The organism is Polaromonas sp., from assembly GCF_029945895.1.
Classification (GTDB): Bacteria; Pseudomonadota; Gammaproteobacteria; order Burkholderiales; family Burkholderiaceae_C; genus Polaromonas.
Genome location: NZ_JAQSDL010000013.1, coordinates 25,944 through 44,598 on the forward strand (window position 1 = coordinate 25,944; position 18,655 = coordinate 44,598).

Genomic DNA, 18,655 nt, shown 5'->3' on the forward strand with positions numbered 1-18,655 from the left:
TGAATGCACTTTAATGCAAAGTGCCTGCGCGCGGCGTGAAGAAAATGGCGGGCTTTTGTGAAAACCGGAATGCTATTGATTTAATAGCTGTTTGCGCTTATCCAGCAAGGACTGGAGTCATAAAAGGCTTGAAGAGATGGGGCGGCAGGGCCTATGCCACCGACTTTTTCAGCCATTCGGCAAAGGCGGCACATTCCCAGCGGTCCATCATGCCGGTGCGCCAGCACAGGTAGTGGGCGTGCGGGCTGGCGACATTGCGTTCGTACAGCCGCACCAGGGAGCCGTGTTCCAGCCACGGCGCGCCCAGTTTGAGGCGCACCAGCGCCACACCCATGCCGGCGGCGGCGGCGTCGCACATCAGGCCGATGTCGTTGAACTGCGAGCCATCGACCGGCTCGGACCAGTCCAGTCCATGCGCGGCAAACCAGGTGCGCCAGGGCTCCAGCGGCGAGCGCAGCAGCGCTTCCCCCTCGAGGTCTTCCGCAGTTTCAAACGGCCCGTGTTCGCGCGCATAGGCTGGCGACGCGAGCGGCGTGACTTCGTCCTTCATGAGGCAGACGTGCTCGAGGTCGGCATAACGCCCGGTGCCGAAACGCACGATCAGGTCGGCGTCCTCGGCCACCACGTCCAGCAGGGGAATCGACACCTGCAGCGTCAGGTCGATCTCGGGGTAGGCGTCGGTGAACTGGCGCAGCCGCGGGATCAGGATGGAGCGGGCAAAGGTCGGCGTGACCGCCAGGCGCAGTTTCCGTTTGCCGGGGCTGCCGCTCTGGCCGGCTGTGCCGGGAAATTTCTGCAGCGTCGCCAGGCCCTCGCGCACATGGGCCAGGTATTCGCTGCCTTCGGTGGTCAGCGAGAAATCGGCCCGGCCGAACAGCTTGGTACCAATGATCTGTTCGAGTTGCTTGACCCGGTGGCTGACGGCGCTCGGGGTGACATTGAGTTCTTCCGCTGCCTGCGTGACGCTGCGCAGCCGCGCCAGCGTCTCAAAGGTCAGCAGGCACTGGATGGGCGGGATGCGGGCGGCGGTCATATGGCCGTGTCTTTACCAGCAGGGGCCGCGGGTCCGGCTCTGCCGGCCCGCAGGCGCAGCGGCCCCCTCGGGGGGCAGCGTAGTACACGCAGTGACAAGCGTGGGGGCCATGTTTATTTGAAGATGACTGTCTTGTGGCCGTTCAGCAGCACCCGGTGTTCGCTGTGCCAGAGCACGGCACGCGCCAGCACCTGGCTTTCTGTGTCCCGGCCCATGGCGGTCAGGGCTTCGACGGTTTTGCTGTGGTCGGCGCGTGCCACGTCCTGCTCGATGATGGGGCCTTCGTCGAGGTCGGCCGTCACGTAGTGCGCCGTGGCGCCTATCAGCTTCACGCCGCGGGCATGGGCCTGGTAGTAGGGTTTGGCGCCCTTGAAGCTGGGCAGAAAGGAGTGGTGGATGTTGATCGCACGGCCGGCGAGTTTTTTGCACAGGTCGTTGCTCAGGATCTGCATGTAACGCGCCAGCACCACCAGTTCGGCGCCTTCGGCCTCAATGATGTCGTACTGCTTCTTTTCGGCCTTTTCCTTGGTCGCAGCCGTGACCGGAATGTGGTGAAAGGGGACGTTGTAGCTGGCCGCCAGCTGGTAGAAATCGCGGTGGTTGGAGACGATGGCGCGGATGTCCAGCGGCAACAGCCCGGACTTCCAGCGAAACAGCAGGTCATTCAGGCAATGCCCTTCCTTGCTGACCATGAGCACCGTGCGCATGGGCTCGGTGGTCTGGTGCAGGCCCCAGCGCATGTCGAACAGCACGCCCAGCACGCCGACCTGTTCCTTGAGCTCTTCAAAGGAGAGCTGGTCACAGGTGAAACTGACGCGCATGAAAAACAGGCCCGTGGCGTCGGCCGCCGGGTCGTCGCGCTTGTCGTCGCTGAACTGCGCCGCTTCCAGGATGTTGCCGCCGCGCTCGAAGAGAAAGCCGGAAACCGCATGAACAATGCCCGGGCGGTCGGGGCAGGACAGGGTGAGGATATAAGTAGGGCTCATGGGGGATGAATTGTCGCAGGTGGCGGAACGGGGGCGCCGTGCCGGAAAGCACATTGTCGCCGGGAGTGCCAGAATGCATCACATCCCGCCAAAACCCGGCTGCCTCATTTTCTAGCAGGAGATTTCTTCATGGCCTATCAAGACTTCAACATGGACCACCAGTGGTTGCCCTTCACGCCCAACCGCAGCTTCAAGAAGGATCCGCGGGTTTTTGTGAAAGCCGACGGCATGTTTTTCACGACGCACGACGGCAAGCAGGTGCTCGACGGCATCTCCAGCCTGTGGTGCGTGGGCGCCGGCCATAACCGCAAGCCGATCAACGAGGCCATCAAGAAGCAGCTCGACACGCTGGACTACGCGACCGCCTTCCAGGCCAGCAACGACCAGGCCTTCAAGGCCGCCGACCTGATTGCCGGCATGGCCCCCGGCGACCTGAACCAGGTGCTGTTCTGCAATTCCGGCTCGGAAGCGGCCGACACCTCGCTCAAGGTGGCGCTGGCTTACCACCGCGCACGCGGCGAGGGCCACCGCAACGTTTTCATCGGCCGCGAAAAGGGTTACCACGGCGTTGGTTTCGGCGGCATGAGTGTGGGCGGCATTCCTGCCAACCGCAAGGTGTACGGCTCGGCCTTCCTGCCGCGGGTGGACCACATGCGTTTCATCCACGACCCGGTCAAACATGCCTACATCCACGGCGCCGAACCGGTCTGGGAAGAAGACATCCTGCTGGAGCTGGAGCAGCGCATTTTGCCGCTGCACGACGCCAGCAACATTGCCGCGGTCATCGTCGAGCCGGTGGCCGGCAGCGCCGGCTGGTACCTGCCGCCCAAGGGTTACCTCAAGCGCCTGCGCGAGATCTGCGACAAACACGGCATCCTGCTTATTTTTGACGAGGTCATCACCGGCTTCGGCCGCATGGGCACCAATTTCGCCGCCGACTACTACGGCGTGGTGCCCGACATGCTGAACTTTGCCAAGTGCGTGACCAACGGCGTGATCCCGCTGGGCGGCGTGATCTGCACCGACCGCATCTACAACACCATGATGGAAGCCAATGCCGACAGCCCGGCCCATGCGGTCGAGTTTTTCCATGGCTACACCTATTCCGGGCATCCGGTGGCCTGCGCTGCGGCCATTGCCACGCTGGGGCTGTTCAAGGAAGAAAAACTGTTTGAACGCGCCGGCCAGATGGGCACCGTGCTCGGTGATGCCATGCACAGCGGCTTCAAGGGTTTGCCCAATGTGGTCGGCATCCGCAGCCTGGGCCTGGCTGGTGCGGTGGAACTCGCTTCCATCGCCGGTGCGCCTGGAAAACGCGCTTATGACATCTTCATGGACTGCTTCAAACACGGCGTGCTGGTGCGCCCGGCGGCCGACAACATCGTGATCTGCCCGCCCTACATCGTGGAAAAGGAGCAGATCGAACGCATCGTCAGCGTGGTGGCGGATTCCATCAGGAAGAACGCCTGAGGCCGCGCCGGGGACGGGGCTACTTTGCCCCGGGCGGTTCTCTCAAACTCGCGCAGTAGTCCTGCTCCGGCACGGCCGGGGTCGGCCAGACAGCATCAAACGCCGCCCTGCTTTCGGCCTCCTGGCGCGCATCCGGCGCGGCCGGTGCCGGACCGGCGCGCAACTGCACGGCCTTGACGGCAAGGCCTGGCGGCAGGTGCTGGGGCACGCCCAGCGTGCGGTTGACATGGCCGCTGCCGGCCAGCAACACCACTGTTTTTCCGGGCAGGGCCGCCTGCTGCAGCGTACGCGCCATGCGGATGTCGCGTGCGATCTGGACGCGTGTCATCGGGGAGATCCGGTCCTCCGGCAACAAGCCGCAGTGGCCGATGCGTATCAGCTGCTGCTGGGCCTTGAGCGCGGGGCCGGGCAGGTTTTGGTCCAGCTGGCCGTCGGCCGAGGCGCCCCGCATCTGCGCCGCCGGCAGGTTGGCGCCCAGCACCGGCACGCCGGCCTTGACGGCAGCCATCACCGCCGGGCCATAGGCGGCCCAGGGCCAGCTCTTGTTGTTCCAGCCCAGGGCGGCCTGCACCTGCAGCTGGGTGCTGTTTGATTTCAGGGCCGCGGTGCTGGTACCGGCCTCGGCCATTTCCAGCGCCACGGCCGCCAGCCGGCCGCGCACCGCCAGGTACTCGATGACCTGTCGGTGAATGTCCTGGTGCTCGGCCGCATCGTGTTGCTCGCCGAGCAGGATCACGTCAGCAGGCAGCAGGGCCTCGGTGCGTACGGTGATGTCATTGGGCGCATGCGGAAACAGCCGGGGCTCGGGCACCCTGGCGCAGGCGGCCAGCAGCACAAGCAGCAACGGGGCCAGGACGGCCGTGCGCCGGCAGGTGTTCGCAGGGGAAGGGGGTGGGGTGTTCGTGGCCATGCTCAGGGCGATACTAGACCTATCTGTAAACCGGCGGAGGCCGGTCAGCCAAAACCCTGCATCTATCCCTTTCCTGTTCCTGTTCCTGTCTTTCTGCCCCGGATGCGCCTCAAGCCTGTTCATGTTGTTTTCACCCTGCTGCTGGCGCTGGCCGGCGCTTGGCTCTGCGTCCGGATCGGCACGCCCCTGCCGTGGATGATCGGTCCGTTGCTGGCCGCGGCCTGCGCCTCGATCGCTGGCGTGCCGACTGCCAGCTGGCGGCCGCTTAACAACAGCGGCCAGTGGGTGATCGGCACCGTGCTGGGGCTTTACTTCACGCCGCAGGTGACCGCGCTGGTGGGCAGCCTGTGGTGGGCCATTGTCCTGGCGATTGTCTGGGCGCTGGGACTGGGCCTGGCCTTTGGCGGCTGGCTGCACCGTGTCAATGCACCGCACATGCCCGGCGTGCCGGCGCCGGCGATGCGCGCCACCAGTTATTTCGCGGGGGCCATTGGCGGCGCTTCCGAGATGACCCTGCTGGCCGAACGTGCCCATGCGCGCACCGACCTGGTGGCGGCTTCGCACAGCCTGCGGCTGCTGCTGGTCACGGTGACCATTCCTTTTGCGATGCAGTTCAGCGGGCTGCATGGGCTGGACCTGAACCCGCCGGTGCTGCGCGCTGTGAACGGGCCGGGCCTGGCCGCGCTGGCCGGGGCCACAGCCACGGGCGCCTGGCTGATGCTGCGGCTGGGCCGGGCCAACCCGTGGTTCATGGGGCCGCTGCTGGCAACCATGGGCCTGACCATGGCCAGCCTGCACCTGTCGGGCATTCCGCCCTGGCTGACCAACGGCGCGCAACTGCTGATTGCCGTGGGACTGGGCGTGCGGTTTTCCCCGGCTTTTCTGCACGCCGCGCCGCGCTGGATGGCCTCGGTGGTGCTGGGCACCCTGGCCATGCTGGTGCTGTGCAGCGGCTTTGCCGCGCTGCTGGCGTGGACCACCGGCCTGCCGCTGGCCACGCTGATTCTGGGGACGTCCCCGGGCGGCATCGCCGAGATGGCGATTACCGCCAAGGTGCTGCAACTCGGTGTGCCGGTCGTCACGGCGTTTCAGGTGTGCCGGCTCGTGGCTGTGCTGATTCTGGTGGCGCCGCTCCACCGCTGGCTCTACCCGGCGGACTGAGTCCGCGCCTTCAATGCCGGAACTTGCCTTCGCGGGTGACGATGGCCAGGTCCACCAGCGTCAGGCCGGTATGCGAGCCGGGCAGGTAGCTGGCCCGCAGGCCGTTCAGGTCGATGCTGCCGGCGTTGTGCAGGCCGCGCACAAAGCTGTCGCGGGTCGGATCGTTGCCGGCCAGTGCCAGGGCCGCGACCAGGGCCTTGGCCGTCAGATAGCCTTCCAGGCTGCCGTAGGAGAACTCCTGCCCGGGTTTGAGGCGCGCGAATTCTTCCTGGTACTCGCGCGTGATGGCTGTCTTGCGCTCCCAGGGGCTGGGCACCACCTGGGAAAAAACCATGCCGTGCGCCAGTTCACCCAGATGTTTGGCGAGCTGCGTCGAGCCCGAATTCACGCCGCTGAAGGTGGCGCGTACGCCTTGCTTGCGGGCCTGGCGAATCAGCCGTTCATACATGGCGGCGCCGCCGTGGTTGATCACCACCTGGGCGTTGGTCGCGGCGATGCGCTGGGCCATCTGGCCGATCTGCACGTCGCTCACATCGGATTTGAAGGGCAGATCTGCCACCAGTTCCATGCCCAGGTCCCGGCATGCCAGCTTGACGTTCTCCAGGTGTTGCTGGCCGGTCTCGGAGTCGGACCGGACAAAAGCCACACGGGTGGTCCCGGTCTTCTTCGCGTAGTCGAGCAGGGCGCGGAACTCGTCGCGGTGCTCGGCACGCACCGGAAAAACCAGCGGCTGATGCGGGCGCCGCAGTGTGGGTGAGCCCGCCATGGGCCCGAAAAACGGCACGTTCAGGTCCACTGCGGCTTTCATCACGGCGGTGGACGGGCCGCCTTCGATCGAGCCGAACAGGATGTACACCTTGTCCTGCGTTACGAGCTGGCGGGCATTGGCCTCGGCCCTGGCCGGCTGGTTGTCATCGTCCAGTGTCCTGAGCACGACCTGCCGTCCGTTGACGCCGCCACGGGCGTTGACGGCCTGCAGGTAGGTCTGGATGCCGTCCTGCACGGCCATGCCGTAGTCGTTTTTGCCGCCCTGCAGCGTGATGTTCTGGCCGATGAGGATCTGGCGCGGTGCCACGCCATCGGCGGCCAGCGCCCATTGCGTGCACAGCACGAGGCAGGCGGCGAGGAGTCGGGGAAGAGAAAGCGTCATGGTCGGGTCCCGGGGCAAGGTGTCAGAGGCACCGCCGACCATCGCGTGAACGGGCAGCTAATGTAAACAAATGTTACGCGCGCCCGCACCGGTCTGTTTGATGACCGTCAATGACCTTCCAGAAACATCGTGGACCCGATCCCGAGCGACGCCTGCGCGTGCGCGCTCAGTGCAGCCCCACAGGCGTGTGCGCCAGCTCCGCATAACTTTCGAGCATGTCCTCGAGTTCTTCCTGCGTCGGCGTGTTTTTTTGCCAGACGTTCAGGCGCTGCTGGAAAAGTTCTGCCCAGGAGCCGTCCAGATAGACCTCCTTGCCGGAGCGTTTGTCGACAATCTCGAAGCCGTTGCGGGCAAGCTGGGGCACGGCCGGGGCGGGCGCAGACTCCTCCGGGGCGTTGGCATGGATCTGCATCACCGCGAAGGATTCGGAGTCGTAGAGCATGTGCATGGTGTGGTTTCCTTCTTGTACCCATATATCAACGGCCGGGCGGAGTTCAAGACACACAGGGTAAATCCCCGAAACACGCCGAAATGTGCTGAATTGCCCCGAAATGCCAAAAAAATCACAGCGTGACGAAAAGGGGCGCGGTGGCGCCTGCGTGGTGTCAGGGTTTTTCGACTGCGCGCAGTTGCTGGTCGATGAAGTCACCGTTTTGCTGGGTGATGCGGCTGCGCACCGGCAGGTAGTCCATGGACGGCGCGAACCAGATTTCGACGGTCTGGTCATAGTCGCGCTGCGGCTTGCGCGTGAGTTTGAGCGTGGCCGCTTCGCCGGCGGGCAGCTTGAGGGTTTCCTCGGATTCGACGGTGAAGGTCCAGGTGTCGGCCTCGCGCGGGCCAGCGGTGTAGAGCGACACGCTGGCGCCGACCGGGTAGCTGGCCGGGGCGCCGGCCAGCAGGCTGCCCAGTTGCAGGAAAACACTCAGACGATCCTGCGCGCCGCGCAGCCAGGGCGCGTCTGGCGTGTTGGCGCTGAAGCTGATCGTGCCCTTGTCGGCCTGAAAATGGGCCGCGCGTTCGCTGCGGGACTTGTCCAGAAAACGCGTAGGCGCCAGGCCGTCGGCGGTGATGCGCCCGCTGCTGGTCATGCTGCGTGATCCCAGGAACAGGGCGCTGACCACCATTTTGGCGTCATAGGTCTGGCCGTCCTGCAACCAGTCGAGCTGGGCAAAGGCGCTGTAGTCCAGGTTTTTGGCTCGACCCGTCATCGCGTATTTGAGGCGCACCGAGCCGGGGATGGTCAGGGCCGTGCTGGCGCCGGGCAGGGGCGGTGGTGTTGGGGGGGAGGTGGGCGCGACCGATTCTGTCGTCGCTGCGGCGGTCTCGGCCGGCGGGCCCGGCAGGTCAACCGGGGCGGTGCTGTCAGCGGCTGCAGGTGCTATTGATTCGATAGCTGGTGGCGCTTTTGGTTCGGGGGCTGGGGCCCGATTTGATGGTGAAACAGGGGCGCGACGCCGGACCGGCTGTGGGCGCACCGGCGGAGCAGCGGGGGCACTGGCCACCGCCGGTTCGGGTTTGATCTCCAGCGTTCGCGTGATGAAGGGGCGTGGCGCCTTCGCTTGCGGGTCGGGCACCGGCCCCCAGGCTAGCGGCGCCGCCTGCAGCAGCAGGACATGGGCCAGTGCCACGAGCGAGGTCAGGGTGATCAGGGGTCGCGCCGGCAGCGCGGGTGCCTGCCGGGCGGGCGGGGTGTTCATGCCCCTGTGAATCCCAGATCGGCGGAAAGTTGCCGCGCCGCTGCCGCCAGGGGCCTGGCCACCGCGCCGTCCCAGGCGGGGTCGAAATTGGCCAGCGAGCCCATCGCCACCATGCCCAGCACCAGGTGGCCGTCGGCGTCGAACACCGGCGCACAGAATCCGGCCACGCCGGGCAGCAGGGTGTCCACCACGCGTGACAGGCCGCGCCGGCGCACCTCGTCCAGTAACGCCGTGACCTCGGCCATGGTCTTGGGCACGTCCTTGCGGGCGAGCTTGTGCATGCGTGCCAGTTCGTCCCTGAGCAGCGGCGTCAGGCTGTCCTGGGCGGGCGGCCTGGTCGCCGGGCCTTTTTTGCTGCGGCTGCCGGCGGGCTGCGCCATGAAGGCGGAGAAACACAGGCCGGTCGCCGAGGACAGCAGGGGCATCACGTCGCCCAGTCGCAAATTGACGGTCACGGCCTGCGGCGACTCCTCCCAGTGCACGATGGTCGGCCCCTGGTTACCCCACACCGCCAGGGCCAGGGTCTGGCCGATCTGCTCCATCAGCGGCCCCAGGCGCTGGCGTGCGAGCTTGACGCTGTCCAGGCGCGACAGGGAGGCCAGGCCCAGCTTGAGCGCCGCCGGGCCGAGGTCGTAACGTGTGGTGCCCGGGTCTTGCGTCACCAGCTGAAGCCGCTGGAAACTCACCAGGTAGCGGTGCGCCTTGGCGGCGCTCATGCCGGCAGCAAAGGCGAGGTCGCGCAGCATCAGCGCGCCCGGCGAGGCGCTGAGCACCTGCAGCAGACTGAAACCAACCTCCACCGACTGGATGCCGGCGCGCTGGGCGGGCAGGCTGGAAGGCGATGCGGCGGGGGCGGTTTTGCGCTCTTTCATGGAATTCGACTAAAATTGAAAATTACATTTAGGTAAACTGATTTCACTTATCGTAACTCCAATTTCCTGCCGCGATCCGTCGCCGTGCTTCCCATCATCCCCGAAGGAACCCCATGAAACTCGCAACCTATAAAGATGGCTCACGTGACGGCCAGCTGGTGGTCGTCTCACGCGACCTGTCGACGGCCCATTATGCGACGGGCATCGCCACCAAATTGCAGCAGGTGCTCGACGACTGGAACTTCCTCGCCCCGCAATTGCAGGACCTGTACGAGACGCTGAACAACGGCAAGGCACGCCACGCGTTTCCGTTTGAGCCGGTGCGCTGCATGGCGCCGCTGCCGCGCGCTTACCAGTGGGCTGATGGTTCGGCCTACATCAACCATGTGGAGCTGGTGCGCAAGGCGCGCGACTCCGAGGTGCCCGACAGTTTTTACAAGGACCCGCTGATGTACCAGGGCGGCAGCGACGACTTCATCGGCCCCTGCGACGATGTGGTCTGCCCCAGCGAGGACTACGGCATCGACTTTGAGGCCGAAGTGGCGGTCATCACCGGCGACGTGCCCATGACCAGCACGCCCGAGCAGGCGCTCGAAGGCATACGCCTGGTGATGCTGGCCAACGACGTGAGCCTGCGCAACCTGATCCCCAACGAGCTGGCCAAGGGTTTCGGTTTTTTCCAGAGCAAGCCGGCCACGGCCTTCAGCCCGGTGGCGGTCACCCTGGACGAACTCGGCGACGCCTGGGACCACGGCCGCCTGAACCTGACCGTGCAAAGCACCTGGAACGGCCGCAAGGTCGGCATGTGCGACGCTGGTCCGGAGATGACCTTCCACTTCGGCCAGTTGATCGCCCACATCTGCAAGACCCGCAACGTGCGCGCCGGCTCCATCATCGGCTCCGGCACCGTCAGCAACAAGGGTGTCGAGGTCAAGGGCAAGACCGACTGGCCCAAGGGCTACAGCTGCATCGCCGAGAAGCGCGCGATCGAGACCATCCAGGACGGCAAGCCCTCAACGGCTTTCATGAAATACGGCGACACCATCCGTATTGAAATGAAGGGCAAGGACGGCGAGCTGATTTTCGGCGCGATCGAGCAGAAGATCGTTCCGGCCGTACCGGTCAAGTAAGGGGCGGGGCTGCGCGCCCCTCAGCCTGCAGCGCGCGTCTGCGCGATGAACAGCTGGATGCCGCGCAGCAGCATCTCGACCGAAATCGCCACCAGGATCAGGCCCATCAATCGCTCGAAGGCCGTCAGCAGACGGTCGCCCAGCACCCGCTGGATGCGTTCGGCCAGCACCAGGACCACAGCGCACACCGCCATGGTGACGCACAGGGCCGCCACCCACTCCATGCGCCGTGCCGGTGCCTGCGACACCAAGAGCAGTACCGTGGCCAGCGCCGAAGGCCCGGCCAGTGCCGGGATGGCCAGCGGCACGATCAGCGGTTCGCCCTGCAGGGGCTCTGCCGCCGGGTGGCCGCCGGGAAAAATCATGCGCAGGGCGATGAGGAACAGGATCACCGCACCGGCAATCTGCAGTGAGAGTTCGCTCAGGTTCATCAGGCGCAGGAAGCGGTCGCCGACGAACATGAAGGCCAGCAGCAGCAAAAAGGCGATCAGCACCTCGCGCAGGATCACAAAGGCGCGCCGCTCGGGCGCGACGTGACGCAGCGCATTGGCAAAAATCGGGATGTTGCCCAGCGGATCAGTGATCAGGAGCAGCAGGATCGTGGCCGAGGCAAAGGTGTAGGTCACTTTGGCCCCCACGGTCGTTCGCTTCGTGCCTGCGGCAGCTCCCTGCCCCTTGCACGGGGAAAGGGTCCGCTGCGCCTGCGGACTGGCGAAGCCAGATCCGCGGCTCCTGCCTGATGGAAGAGGTCTCGCGGCGGCGTGTTCACCGGCCCATCCTCATGACGCGTAAATGGCGTCCAGGTCGCGGAAGCCCTTGATCTCCAGCGGGTTGCCAAAGGGGTCGCAAAAGAACATGGTCCACTGCTCGCCCGGCTGGCCTTCAAAACGCACCTGCGGCTCGAACAGGAAGTCGGTGCCGGCGGCCTGCAGGCGCTTGGCCATGGCCTGCCAGTCGGGCAGGCCCAAGACCAGCCCGAAATGCGGCATGGGCACCAGTGTGTCGCCCACATGGCCGGTGCGTTCGGTTTTGAAGGGCTGGCCCAGGTGCAGCGAGAGCTGATGGCCCATGAAGTCGAAATCGACCCAGCTCTCGGTACTGCGGCCTTCGGCGCAACCGAGCACGCCGCCGTAAAAACGGCGGGCCTCGTCGAGATCGGTGACATTGAAGGCGAAATGAAACAGGCTGCGCATCCGGTCAAGGATAGCAGCCTGTGTGCCGCCGGGTGGTGTTCCGGCGAAAAAATCCTGCGCTCAGACGGTCGAAGGATCGGCCGCCATGTTGTCGAACTTCCTGAAGTACTGACGGGCCAGCGCAACCAGCTGGGCGTCGCTCGGGTGGTCGGCGGCTACCGAGTCCACTACAGCGTCAGCCACCGCCGGCAGGTGGCTGCTGCACCAGTCGCGGAACTGGTTGCGCACCAGACCGGGGCCGGTGAGCAGCACTTCGTGCGTGCCGTTCAATGCCCGGGCAACGTCGGCAAAAAAGGTGGCGCTGTCGTCGGCCTTGCCCTGGTGTTTGTGGTGCGAGCGCGACTTGATGCGCTGGGCTTCCATGTGTTCGCGGTCAAACATCACCACATGGGCTTCGGACTGGTCGATCCAGACAACGGCGTGAAAAGTGCTCATGAAATCCTTTGAAGAAAAAAGAAAAAGGGGCTCAGGCCGGACGGGTTTGCTCGGCCTTTTCCTGGCAGGCGATGCAGCGCCACGCTTCGGGGCTCGCCTGCAGCCTGGCGGCAGGGATGGTCACGCCGCAGTCGGTGCATTTTCCGTAGGTCCCGGCTTCGATGCGGGCCAGTGCCGTGTCGATGGCGGCGAGTTCGGCTGTCTCGCGCTCGCCCAAGGCGAACTCGAGTTCGCGTTCGGTGGCCACCTGGGCACGCGAGTCTTCGGGCTGGCCAAAATGGTCAGCGGCGGCGTCAGCGCGGCTGACGGTTCCGCCACGCTGCGCCGCGATCTGTGCGAGCAGGGCAGTGCGCATGCCCAGCAATTGCTTCTGGTAGGGTGCGCTGTGTTGTTTGTCCATGGGGTTCCTTCTTGTCTTGTACTCATCTCCATCATGCGCCATGGCGTCATGGCCCCGGTTGATGAATGTCAAGCGGTCGGGGCCTGATCTGTGCAGGGCACAATTCAGGCATTCCTTTTGCCCCCTGACGGAGACACCATGACGGCCCAGACGATGGATTACAGCGCCTACCAGACCCTTCACATCACGCGCCGCGGTGCCGGCGGAGCGGTGCTGGACATCCAGATGAAAGCACTCAACGGCAAATTGCCGACGGCCGGCCATGACGGCCACCGCGAACTCGCGCAGATCTGGCGCGACGTGGGCAGCGACGACTCGGTGCGCTGCGCCGTGTTGCGCGGCGAAGGCCTGGGTTTTTCCGGCGGCGGTGACCTCGCGCTGGTGCAGGACATGGCCGACGACTTTGCCACCCGCACCCGCGTCTGGAAAGAGGCGCGCGACCTGGTCTACAACGTGATCAACTGCGACAAACCCATTGTCAGCGCCTTGCATGGGCCGGCGGTGGGCGCCGGGCTGGTGGCGGGGCTGCTGGCCGACATTTCGATTGCCGCGAAAAGCGCGAAGATCGTCGATGGCCACACGCGCCTCGGTGTGGCCGCCGGTGACCATGCGGCCATCATCTGGCCCCTGCTGTGCGGCATGGCCAAGGCCAAGTACTACCTGATGCTGTGTGAGCCGATCAGCGGCGAGGAGGCCGAGCGCATTGGACTGGTTTCCCTGGCTGTCGACGAAAACGAGCTGTTGCCCAAGGCCTATGAGGTCGCCGACCGCCTGGCCGCCGGCTCGCAAACCGCCATCAGCTGGACGAAGTACGCGCTCAATAACTGGCTGCGCCAGGCAGGCCCGGCTTTCGACGCCTCGCTGGCGCTGGAGTTCATGGGTTTTGCCGGCCCCGACGTGCGCGAAGGTGTGGCCAGCTTGCGTGAGCGCCGTCCGCCTTCCTATGCACCCAAAACCTGATTTGCTACTGATTTAATAGCGTTTTGCGCACATCAGGCAAGGGCTCGCGGCTGATTTTTATTGAAGCTTTGGCTGAGGCGGCCAGGCGGGGCAGGTGACCTGGGGGGATGCGATGCGCCGGCTGGAGGCAGAAAAACGGGTTGACGCGCCGCCCCGACCCTGCACAATGAAAGCACCGTGAACCGCAAGTCAGTGCAATGCCGCGGGACTTCGGGCACTTCCTACAACATCAGGAGACAACCATGAGCGACGCAGACAACCCTTCTTTTGCCGGGTTCGGCAAACTGGTCCCGGGCTTTGATTTCCTGCAGAACCTTGCCAAGCAGGCGGCCGGCAGCGCGTCGCAAAGCATTCCCCAGCTGCCCAACCTGGGCAACTGGGTCGCGCCGACGCTCAATGTCGAGGAGCTCGACAAACGCATCGAGGAGCTCAAGGCGGTCCAGTTCTGGCTGGACCAGAACGCGATGGCGCTCAAGGCCACCATCCAGGCACTGGAAGTGCAGAAGATGACCCTGGCCACGCTCAAGGGCATGAATTTCAACATGGGCGATGTGGCCAATGCCTTCAAGCTCAAGGTCGCCGACACGGTGGCGGGCGGGGTGCAGAAAGTGGCCGACAAAGCCAAGACGTTCTCGGGGCTGGAGGTACCTCCCACCAGTTACCAGAACAGTGAGACGGCCGCGAAGGCCAAAGCCACGAAGCCCAAGGCTGACAAAGCCGCCGCGCCGGCGCCTGGCGTGGTCGACCCCATGCAGTGGTGGGGGGCGCTGACGCAGCAGTTCCAGAACATCGCCACCACGGCCATGCAGGACGCCGCCAAAAAAACCGCCATGAGCACGACGAAAAACATGGCCGCCGGATTGGCCAAGGATGCGATGAAAACCGCCACCGGCATGGCCACCGACCTGGCCAAGGGCATGGCCAGTTCCGCTGGAAAGACGGTGGCCCGGGGCGCCCGCTCTGCGATGGACAGCGCTCTGCGCAGCAGCCAGGCCTGGCCCACCCCGGCGGCGGCCAAAACCGCGGCAGGCGCCAAACCCAAGCCGAAAGCCAAGGCGCCGGTGCGCAAGGTGGCGCGCAAGACCACGCGTTGAACCCCCGCCGCGCCGGTGGCCGGCTGGCAGGCATCTGAAAGAAAGCGAGAAAGCGTTCCCATGTACCGTCTTCATGGTTTTTGCCAGTCGGGCAACACCTTCAAGGTGGCTTTCCTGCTGCGCGCCCTGGGCCAGTCCTGGGAGCCGGTTTTTGTGGATTTCATGGAGGGTGTCACGCGCACCGGGCCCTGGCGCGCGCAGACCAACGAGATGGGCGAGGCCCCAGTACTGGAGGACGGGACGCGCCGCCTCACGCAGTCGGGCGTCATTCTGGGCTACCTCGCGAAAAAACACGGCGCGTATGACGGCGCCACGGAAGACGACCGGCTGGAGGTGCTGCGCTGGCTGTTTTTCGATAACCACAAGTTCACCAGTTACTTCGCCACCTACCGCTTCATGAAGGCCTTCGGCCCCGCCGCGCCCGACCCGGCCGTGATGGCCTGGCTGCGCGCGCGGATGGACGCCGCCTTTGCCATCGTCGACAAACATCTGGCCACACGCGAGTGGATGGTCGGCGGGGTCGCCACCATCGCCGACTTCTCGCTGTCCGGTTATCTTTTCTACCCGCTGGAGGAAAGCGGCTACGAAGTCGCTGGGCGATACCCGCACATCGAGGCATGGCTTGCGCGCCTGCGCGGGCTGCCCGGCTGGGCCTCGCCTTACGATGTGCTTCCCGGAGAGCGACTGCTGCCCAAGTGGTGAGGCAGATCGCCAGTGCCAACCTGTCCTGACAAGCCCATGAAACTTTTTCCCTACGGCCACGCCACCCACCCGCAATGGCGCATGGCAGCCGGCCTGGTGCTGGCCCAGTTGCGTGCGCAGATGGCCCTGCACGGTTATGCCAGTTCGCCCGGTTTGGGCCTGCTTTACATCACCGACCACTACACCGCGCAGGCGCAGGACATCCTGGACTTCCTGGGCGCCGAGCTGCCTGAAATCACCGACTGGGCGGGCACGGTCGGCATCGGTATCGCGTCGAACAATGTCGAGTATTTCGACGAGCCCGCGCTGGCGGTGATGTTGTGCGAACTGCCGTCGGACCAGTACCGCGTGTTTTCCGGTGTGTCGCCCCTGCCGCCGCCCGGCGCCAGCCATTTCCAGGCGCATACCGCGCTGGTGCACGCCGACGCCGGCACCCCCGACGTGGCCGAGCTGATCGCCGAGATGGCCCAGCGCACCAGCAGCGGCTACGTGTTTGGCGGGCTGGCGTCGAGCCGCAGCAAGGCGGTCCAGTTTGCGCTCAGCGGCAGCGGCAATGTGAAAGGGCAGGGCGCCGCCGGCGGCGTGTTCAGCGGCGGCCTGAGCGGGGTGGCTTTTGCCCAGGGCGCCGGCCTGATGTCGCGCGTGACGCAAGGTTGCCGACCGGTCTCGCGGGAGCACGAGATCACCGCCTGCGACGCCAATGTGGTGACGGAACTGGACGGCCAGAGCGCACTCGACGTGATGCTGGAGGACCTCGGCGTGTCGCTCGATGCGCCGCGCGAGGCGCTCGAAAAAGTGCGCACCACGCTGGTCGGCCTGAGCGGCGCCGATGCCCTGCAGGACGGCCGGATCCGGCGCCCGGGGCAGTTCGGGGCCGATGTGCTGGTGCGCCACATCATCGGCCTGGATCCGGCGCGCCAGGGCGTGGCCATTGCCGAGGTGCCCAGCCCGGGCATGAAGCTGGCCTTTTGCGAACGCAATGCCGAGGCGGCGCGTGCCGACCTGGTGCGCGTCTGCGCCGAGATCCGCGAGGAACTGGAGCCGGAGGAGTTGACGCTGGAAGTCGCCAGTGCGCTGAGCGCGTCCGAGGCCGAATCGGCACCGCACCCGGCCCGACGCATTGCCGGCGCGATCTACATCAGCTGCGCCGGGCGCGGCGGCCCGCACTTCGGCGCGCCCAGCGCCGAGCTGCAGATTGTGCGGCGTGCCCTTGGCGACGTGCCGCTGGTCGGTTTTTTTGCCGGTGGGGAAATCGCGCGCCACAACCTCTATGGCTACACCGGCGTGCTGACGGTGTTTACTTCAGCGGGCGGCTAGGCAGACAGGCTTCGCCTGGCAACGGTCGCGCATTCCCTGCGGGCGGTTCGCAGCCGGGGCGGGAGCTGCCGCGGAGCTGTCATGAAAAGCAGGGCAGAATCCGCTTCAGCCTTGCGCGCGCAACCGGGCAACCGGGCGTGGCTCGCATCACCAGCCGAAAAAACAGGAGCAGTCCACCATGCGTGCCGAAACAGTCGTTGAGGTAGCCCCGCCGCCGCACGGGCATCCGGACCAGTTCGCGCTCTTGAGCCAGCGTCGCTTCGCCCCCTTTTTCTGGACGCAATTCTCGGGTGCCGCCAACGACAACCTGTTCAAGTTCGCTTTTACCGTGATGGTGACCTACCAGCTCAGCGTGAGCTGGTTGCCGCCCGCGCTGGCGGGGCTGGTGATAGGCGCCCTGTTCATCCTGCCCTTTCTGCTGTTTTCGGCGACCAGCGGGCAGCTCACGGACAAATACGAAAAGACGCGCGTGATCCGCTTCGTGAAGAACCTGGAAATCGTGATCATGGTGGTGGCGGCCGCCGGTTTTCTGAGCCGCGACGTGAACCTGCAGGTGCCGCTGCTGCTGGCCTGTACCTTTCTGATGGGACTGCATTCCACGCTGTTCGGTCCGGTCAAGTTCGCCTACCTGCCGCAGGCACTGAACGAGCGCGAGTTGACCGGCGGCAACGGCATGGTGGAGATGGGCACGTTTGTCGCCATTTTGCTGGGCAACATCGTTGGCGGGCTGATGGTGGCCGTGCCGGGTGTGGGTCCGCTGTATGTGGCGCTCTCCTGTGTGTTGCTGGCCGTGGCGGGGCGGGTGGTGGCGCAGTTCATTCCTACTGCGCCCGCCACCGACCCCGGCCTGACGATCAACTGGAACCCGGTCACCGAGACCTGGCACAACCTTCGGCTCGCGTACGGCAACATTGTGGTGTTTCGCTCCATGCTGGGCATCAGCTGGATGTGGTTTTTTGGCGCCGTCTTTCTGAGCCAGTTTCCGAGTTTTGCCAAAGAGGTGATGCACGGCAACGAGCAGGTGGCCTCCCTGCTGCTGGTGGTGTTTTCCATCGGCATCGCCACCGGTTCGCTGTTGTGCGAGGTGCTGAGCCGGCGTCATGTCGAGATCGGCCTGGTGCCGCTGGGTGCCATCGGCATGAGCGTGTTTGCGATTGACCTGTATTTCTCCTCGCGCGGACTGCCGGCTTCACCGATCATGGGCCTGGCTGCCTTTGTGGCGCAGCCGGCCCACTGGCGCGTGATGGCCGACCTGGCACTGCTGAGCCTGTTTGCCGGTTTGTACAGCGTGCCCATGTATGCGCTGATCCAGCTGCGCAGCCAGCCCACCCACCGCGCTCGCATCATTGCTTCCAACAACATTCTCAATGCGTTGTTCATGATTGTCAGCGCCGTTCTTGCTGGCGCCCTGCTCAAGGCCGACTTCAGCATTCCGCAGGTCTTCCTGTTTGTGGGCCTGGCCAATGCGGTGGTGGCGTTTTACATTTTCATGCTGGTGCCGGAGTACCTGCTGCGGTTTATCGCGCTGATCGCCTCGCGCTGCATCTACCGCTTCAAGGTCCAGGGCGACGACAACATTCCTGCGCAGGGCGCGGCTGTGCTGACCTGCAACCATGTGAGTTTTATCGACCCCCTGCTGTTGATGGCGGCCAGCCCACGCCCCATTTATTTCGTGATGGACCACCGCATTTTCAACATGCCGGTGCTCGGCTGGCTGTTCCGGCTCGCCAGGGCGATCCCGATCGCGCCGCGCGACCAGGACCCGGTGGCTTATGAAGCGGCTTTCGAAGCGGCCGCCAGGGTGTTGCGAAACGGTGACCTGCTGGCCATCTTTCCGGAGGGTGGCATCACCCGGGATGGCGAGCTTCAACCCTTCGAGGGCGGCATCATGAAGATCCTGGAGAACGCCGGACGTGATGGCCTCAGCGTGCCGGTGGTTCCCATGGCGCTGACCAATCTCTGGGGGTCTTTCTTCAGCCGCATCGAGCAAGGCGGCGCCATGGTGCGGCCGTTCCGCCGCGGCCTGCTGAGCCGCGTGGGCCTGAACGTCGGGCCGGCCATTCCGGGCACGCAGGTGCAGCCGGACATGCTGCGGGCCCGGGTCTTGGCACTGCAAAAAGCCTGACACCCGGGGGCGCCGCCTGG

General features: G+C 65.3%; 19 protein-coding genes. 8 read left to right on the forward strand and 11 right to left on the reverse strand.

Translation table 11 applies throughout. The features are described 5' to 3' along the window. Positions 1-151: 151 nt before the first annotated feature. Together PSV33_RS01195 and purU are read right to left on the reverse strand one after the other, a co-directional pair. A complete protein-coding gene (locus tag PSV33_RS01195; protein WP_300557736.1) occupies positions 152-1,033 on the reverse strand; it encodes a LysR substrate-binding domain-containing protein in 882 nt (293 codons plus the stop codon). A gap of 113 nt (positions 1,034-1,146) precedes the next feature. Continuing rightward, positions 1,147-2,019 carry a formyltetrahydrofolate deformylase gene (purU, locus tag PSV33_RS01200; protein ID WP_300557738.1) on the reverse strand — a complete coding sequence of 291 codons (873 nt, stop codon included), beginning with the start codon at positions 2,017-2,019 and terminating at the stop codon, positions 1,147-1,149. Positions 2,020-2,148: 129 nt separating this feature from the next. On the opposite strand from purU, the gene PSV33_RS01205 reads away from it, so the two are divergent. Further along, complete coding sequence (locus tag PSV33_RS01205) at positions 2,149-3,489, forward strand: aminotransferase class III-fold pyridoxal phosphate-dependent enzyme (protein ID WP_300557740.1); 1,341 nt, start codon at positions 2,149-2,151, stop codon at positions 3,487-3,489. A gap of 19 nt (positions 3,490-3,508) precedes the next feature. Here PSV33_RS01205 and PSV33_RS01210 read toward each other — a convergent pair whose 3' ends face one another. Continuing rightward, entirely contained in the window at positions 3,509-4,399 is an 891-nt protein-coding gene (locus tag PSV33_RS01210; RefSeq protein WP_300557742.1) for a ChaN family lipoprotein, read from the reverse strand. Between the two features lie 102 nt (positions 4,400-4,501). Here PSV33_RS01210 and PSV33_RS01215 point away from each other — a divergent pair, with 102 nt between their 5' ends. Next, a complete protein-coding gene (locus tag PSV33_RS01215) occupies positions 4,502-5,560 on the forward strand; it encodes an AbrB family transcriptional regulator (protein ID WP_300557744.1) in 1,059 nt (352 codons plus the stop codon). A 10-nt stretch (positions 5,561-5,570) separates the two neighbouring features. Here the strand turns inward: PSV33_RS01215 and PSV33_RS01220 are convergent, their stop codons facing one another. The 4 genes from PSV33_RS01220 to PSV33_RS01235 form a co-directional block, all read right to left on the reverse strand. Next, positions 5,571-6,710 carry an ABC transporter substrate-binding protein gene (locus PSV33_RS01220; RefSeq protein WP_300557746.1) on the reverse strand — a complete coding sequence of 380 codons (1,140 nt, stop codon included), beginning with the start codon at positions 6,708-6,710 and terminating at the stop codon, positions 5,571-5,573. A 166-nt stretch (positions 6,711-6,876) separates the two neighbouring features. Beyond that, entirely contained in the window at positions 6,877-7,158 is a 282-nt protein-coding gene (locus PSV33_RS01225; protein ID WP_300517100.1) for a DUF3567 domain-containing protein, read from the reverse strand. Between the two features lie 157 nt (positions 7,159-7,315). Beyond that, the gene (locus tag PSV33_RS01230; protein WP_300557747.1) at positions 7,316-8,407 is read right to left on the reverse strand and encodes a DUF3108 domain-containing protein; all 1,092 of its coding nucleotides are present in this window, start codon (positions 8,405-8,407) and stop codon (positions 7,316-7,318) included. Then, positions 8,404-9,237, reverse strand: a complete 834-nt coding sequence (locus tag PSV33_RS01235) for an IclR family transcriptional regulator (protein ID WP_300557820.1) — start codon at positions 9,235-9,237, stop codon at positions 8,404-8,406. The genes PSV33_RS01230 and PSV33_RS01235 overlap by 4 nt, the downstream gene beginning before the upstream one ends. Positions 9,238-9,392: 155 nt before the next feature. On the opposite strand from PSV33_RS01235, the gene PSV33_RS01240 reads away from it, so the two are divergent. Further along, entirely contained in the window at positions 9,393-10,409 is a 1,017-nt protein-coding gene (locus tag PSV33_RS01240) for a fumarylacetoacetate hydrolase family protein (RefSeq protein ID WP_300557749.1), read from the forward strand. 20 nt (positions 10,410-10,429) lie between these two features. On the opposite strand, the gene PSV33_RS01245 is transcribed toward PSV33_RS01240, so the two are convergent. The 4 genes from PSV33_RS01245 to PSV33_RS01260 all read right to left on the reverse strand — a co-directional run bounded on the left by PSV33_RS01245 (position 10,430) and on the right by PSV33_RS01260 (position 12,437). Continuing rightward, entirely contained in the window at positions 10,430-11,035 is a 606-nt protein-coding gene (locus PSV33_RS01245) for a MarC family protein (RefSeq protein WP_300557822.1), read from the reverse strand. Positions 11,036-11,188: 153 nt separating this feature from the next. Then, on the reverse strand, positions 11,189-11,602 hold the full coding sequence (locus tag PSV33_RS01250; RefSeq protein WP_300557751.1) for a VOC family protein: 414 nt from the start codon (positions 11,600-11,602) through the stop codon (positions 11,189-11,191). 60 nt (positions 11,603-11,662) lie between these two features. Continuing rightward, positions 11,663-12,037 carry a hypothetical protein gene (locus PSV33_RS01255; protein ID WP_300557753.1) on the reverse strand — a complete coding sequence of 125 codons (375 nt, stop codon included), beginning with the start codon at positions 12,035-12,037 and terminating at the stop codon, positions 11,663-11,665. A gap of 31 nt (positions 12,038-12,068) precedes the next feature. After that, entirely contained in the window at positions 12,069-12,437 is a 369-nt protein-coding gene (locus tag PSV33_RS01260) for a TraR/DksA family transcriptional regulator (RefSeq protein WP_300557755.1), read from the reverse strand. A 153-nt stretch (positions 12,438-12,590) separates the two neighbouring features. Here PSV33_RS01260 and PSV33_RS01265 point away from each other — a divergent pair, with 153 nt between their 5' ends. From PSV33_RS01265 to PSV33_RS01285, 5 genes are all read left to right on the forward strand, one after another. Next, positions 12,591-13,397, forward strand: coding sequence for an enoyl-CoA hydratase/isomerase family protein (locus PSV33_RS01265; RefSeq protein ID WP_300557824.1), 807 nt, complete (start codon positions 12,591-12,593; stop codon positions 13,395-13,397). Positions 13,398-13,639: 242 nt separating this feature from the next. After that, positions 13,640-14,491 (forward strand): PhaM family polyhydroxyalkanoate granule multifunctional regulatory protein, encoded by an 852-nt coding sequence (locus tag PSV33_RS01270; protein WP_300557757.1) that lies wholly within the window; start codon positions 13,640-13,642, stop codon positions 14,489-14,491. 60 nt (positions 14,492-14,551) lie between these two features. Then, positions 14,552-15,193, forward strand: coding sequence for a glutathione S-transferase family protein (locus tag PSV33_RS01275; RefSeq protein ID WP_300557759.1), 642 nt, complete (start codon positions 14,552-14,554; stop codon positions 15,191-15,193). Between the two features lie 36 nt (positions 15,194-15,229). Further along, entirely contained in the window at positions 15,230-16,510 is a 1,281-nt protein-coding gene (locus PSV33_RS01280; RefSeq protein ID WP_300557761.1) for an FIST N-terminal domain-containing protein, read from the forward strand. A gap of 178 nt (positions 16,511-16,688) precedes the next feature. Next, positions 16,689-18,635 carry an MFS transporter gene (locus PSV33_RS01285; RefSeq protein ID WP_300557763.1) on the forward strand — a complete coding sequence of 649 codons (1,947 nt, stop codon included), beginning with the start codon at positions 16,689-16,691 and terminating at the stop codon, positions 18,633-18,635. Positions 18,636-18,655 lie beyond the last annotated feature (20 nt).